The sequence below is a fragment of the Rhodococcus rhodnii NBRC 100604 genome (assembly GCF_001894925.1).
Lineage (GTDB): Bacteria > Actinomycetota > Actinomycetes > Mycobacteriales > Mycobacteriaceae > Rhodococcus_F > Rhodococcus_F rhodnii.
On sequence record NZ_BCXD01000059.1, the window covers coordinates 1 to 3561 of the forward strand.

Consider the following 3561-nt stretch of genomic DNA (forward strand, 5'->3'; position numbering starts at 1 on the left):
ACTTAAAATCCGCACAGTGTCGGTTCGAACCCGACTGGGGGCACAGGTCAGAGCGATTTCCGGGGTGTCACGAACCCGCCTCGGAGCCGTTCTTGTCACGAGTTGTCACAACCGGGACCGAACTCGCGGCCTCGAGCATCGCCGGGTCCTGACTGTGCGCGTACGTCGCGAGCGTGAATGCCGCGCTCGCGTGCCCCATCCACGCCGCGATCACCGCCGTCGGGACGCCCCGAAGATGCATCAGCGTCGCGCACGTGTGGCGGGCATCGTGCAGTCGGATCTTCGGCACCCCGGCCGTCGTGATGGAACGGCCCCACCAGTACGTCAGTGTGTTCGGCGTCGGCGGGTTCCCCTCGCGGTCCACGACGACGTACCCGGTGTCCTGCCACGCGCCGCCGAGCAATAGCCGATCCGCGGCCTGCCGTTTCCGCGCCGCCTTCAATGACCGCACGAGATCGTCGGGCATCGGGAGCGTCCGGGCCGAGCGCCGCGACTTCGGGGTGCCCTCTGCGATCGTCGTCGCGAACGACACCCGGTTCGCCACGACCCGCAGCACCTTCTCGTCGAGGTCGACGTCGGCCCACCGAAGTCCGGAGATCTCGCCGCGGCGCAGCCCGCACAGGGCGAGGAACCACGCGTGCGCGTACTGGTCGTCCCCGGTCGCTGTCAGGAACCGCTCGACGTCATCGCCGGTCCACGTCTGGAACTCGGGACGCGCCTGCGGGAGGCGGTCGACCAGCTTCGCCACGTTCCGGACGAGGTCGCCCTGCCGCACTTGATCCTCGAGCGCAGCAGACAGCACGGTGAGCATGTAGTTCACGGTGCGCGGCGTCCACGGTCTGCGCTTCTCCCGCTTCGGCCCGGGGAGGCCGCCTTTGACGAGCTTCGTAATCAGCTGGTCGATGTCGCTGCGCGTGAGGTTCTGCACGGGCAGGTCGCCCAGCTGTTCGTGCACCGGGCCGAGCACGACCCGGTAGCCGTGAGCGGTCGACGGCTTCAGTGAGTGCTTCCCGGCGAGCCATCCGTCGAGCGCCTGCGTCACGGTCGTCTTCCGGGCGTAGACATGCATGCCCGTCGCCACGCCGTTCTGCACCTCGGCGAGCTTCGCCCGTGCCTCGGCCTCGGTCGCGAACCGCTGCCGCAACTGCTTGCGCTTCCCCGTGGCCGGGTCGATGCCGACGTCGGCGGTCAGCTGGTAGCGGACGACCGGCTTTCCGCGAACCTTCTTCGCGAGCTCGACCTTCTTGATCTGCGGCGGCAACTGCCGGCGCCCACCTCTGTCGGTGACCATGTGTACGCTCCTGCGTGGATCTGGTTAGCGCCTGTCCGTTCACATGACCCCGCACCTACCCCCCCAGGTGCGGGGTCATTCTTCTGCGCCCGATCTTGCCTCAGGGGCATGACGCATCACCCGAGACGACGCGCCAGCTCCTCCTCGATGTACCGCCGCTCGCCCGCAGTGAGCCGATCGAGACGGTTCTGCAGTGTCGGCATGTCGACCCACAGGTCGTCGGCGGCCGCGTGAGTGAGCGGCTGACGGTGCCACACGAGCGCATCGATCAGCGATTCGAGACTGATGAGCCGTCGCGCCGTGATGCAGTCGACGACGCGCTCCTCTTTCGCCGCGAACCACGGATCGGGCGGGACGGGTCCGCGCTCGAGGTGCACGATCTCGTGCGTGATGGTGCAGCGACGTTCGGCCTGGTCGAGCGTCGAGCACAGTTCGAGGCCCTCGTCGTTCCACTCGCCGACCTGCTCGCCGTCGAGCTCTCGCGAGCACATGACGTGCATGTCGGGGTAGTGGTCTCGGAGGATCCGCCACGGGTGGTAACGCGACATATCGGGCACTTTGACAGATCGGTCTGACGCCGTAGCCTACGGTTGCTCGGAGACGCTCGAATCATGCTGCTCGCGCGCAGATTTGGCGGCTCGCCGAAAGCTGGACAGCGACGGAGTTGGGCGTGAAGCGTCAACGAGTAGCGCCATCTGGTCGAAAAGCGGCCGTTGGTAGGCGAAAACCTCAGGAACGGCCAAGGCGAGGAATGCGTTGATCGCGACCGAATCCCAATCATCTGGATCAACTTCGATCCGGTAATGCAACGCGCTGTCGATCATGAGAGAGCACTCGTTGTTCGTCAGTTGCGATTCGAGTCTGACGGCGATCCCGTCGGGACTCAGAGCGTACGACGCCTCTGTGCGAATATCTGTCGCCCCGGCCGTTTCATCGACGCCAGGTTCGTTTTCATGACTATGCAGAGCCTTCGAGCTCGTTTCAAACACAATCGCCGAAACGCTCTCTGCGGACTTCAGGCGCGTCCGCGCAACTGCGATCGGGCTTCTTGCAGTACGAGCCTGTTCCTCTAGGGCTGCTCGCTTGATCATCAGACGCCTGCCAAATACTGTTCAGCTTCTTCATCCGAGACTTCATGGAAAGCCTCGGCCTCTTTCCAGCCATCGAAAAAGCCATCGGCGTAACTGCGAGGAGACCCCGGCGTAGAACGGAAGGCGATATGCATGACGCCCGCCGCCACGTCGGGCGACGAGGGTAGTGCACCCGTCGTCTGCGAGGCGAGTTGTCCGCTCTCCGATGCCGCCTCTCCAGCGGGCGCGACCGAGAATGTGAGGTCAACCCCCACAGCCCACGCGTAGTGGCGAATCTGCGACAGCGTGAGGTCAGAATCCAATCGCTCGAGTCGTGAGATCGTGCTGGGGGCGACGCCGAGCTTCGCGGCTACCGCGCGCTGGGAGAGATCTGCATCCTCCCGTGCCCGGCGAAGATCTTCCTTGAAGTCCAACTCGTTTGCTGAAAGGCGTGCAGCAAGACGAGAGGACTGCGTGCTTCGCCTGTTGGTACGCCTACTCATCTGCCTCACCCCTTCGTTCACCTGACTGCGGTGCCCAAGTGTTGCACGTTGCGCAACAGCGCGCGACAAGCGGGGCGGTCACGGTGATGTCACGATCCTGCGGCAGTCGCATCCTTGCTCCCTGCAATACCTCTCAGTGATTCCGACGGCATCCTTGACCTCGTGCGTCTGGTGCTTCTTGGTCTTGTCGTCCGCCCAGCTGGTGCACTTCCAGGACAGCTTGGCGGCCAGGAGCGACCGGTGGCTTAACGTAGTCTCAGCGAAGTAGAGGCGGTATGCACGCGAGCCCTCGCCGGGCCGGTTGCGAATGCCGGATGACTTCAGGGCGCCGACCCAGGGGAGCGTGTGTCGCCCGAGTTTGAGACCCTCTGGAGCCGTTAAGTCTCTCGCGCTGATCCCGTTCCTCTCTGCCCGTTCAACTAGAACGTCCAGATGGGTTATGGCCACCTCGTCTTCATGGGGGTGGTTGAGGCGGTCCATCTCATCCTCGACGCCATCCCACCAATCCCAGGTGCAGCCCCCGGATGTTGCGATCGAGTCTCGATCCCTCACGCCCCGCCCTCCGGCCCTTCGCCCTGCGACTGATCCTCTGGCGCTGTCTCCGCGCGCCGGCGTTGCTTCTCTTTCGACCCGCCCTTGACGTGCCGGGCGGCTAGCCGCTGCGGACGTTCGTCAGGTTCTGGGGCTTGATCACGCG

General features: G+C 64.8%; 5 protein-coding genes. All 5 read right to left on the bottom strand.

What is annotated here, in order from left to right; all coding sequences use genetic code 11:
* Positions 1–67 precede the first annotated feature (67 nt).
* A complete protein-coding gene (locus tag RR1_RS21395) occupies positions 68–1291 on the bottom strand; it encodes a site-specific integrase (RefSeq protein ID WP_010839744.1) in 1224 nt (407 codons plus the stop codon).
* Positions 1292–1407: 116 nt separating this feature from the next.
* On the bottom strand, positions 1408–1839 hold the full coding sequence (locus RR1_RS21400; protein ID WP_010839745.1) for a hypothetical protein: 432 nt from the start codon (positions 1837–1839) through the stop codon (positions 1408–1410).
* Positions 1840–1875: 36 nt separating this feature from the next.
* Entirely contained in the window at positions 1876–2382 is a 507-nt protein-coding gene (locus RR1_RS22205; protein WP_143153991.1) for a hypothetical protein, read from the bottom strand.
* Positions 2382–2864 carry a helix-turn-helix domain-containing protein gene (locus tag RR1_RS21405; RefSeq protein WP_143153992.1) on the bottom strand — a complete coding sequence of 161 codons (483 nt, stop codon included), beginning with the start codon at positions 2862–2864 and terminating at the stop codon, positions 2382–2384. Before RR1_RS21405 ends, RR1_RS22205 begins: the two co-directional genes overlap by 1 nt.
* A 78-nt stretch (positions 2865–2942) precedes the next feature.
* A complete protein-coding gene (locus tag RR1_RS21410) occupies positions 2943–3416 on the bottom strand; it encodes a hypothetical protein (protein ID WP_143153993.1) in 474 nt (157 codons plus the stop codon).
* Positions 3417–3561: the final 145 nt, after the last annotated feature.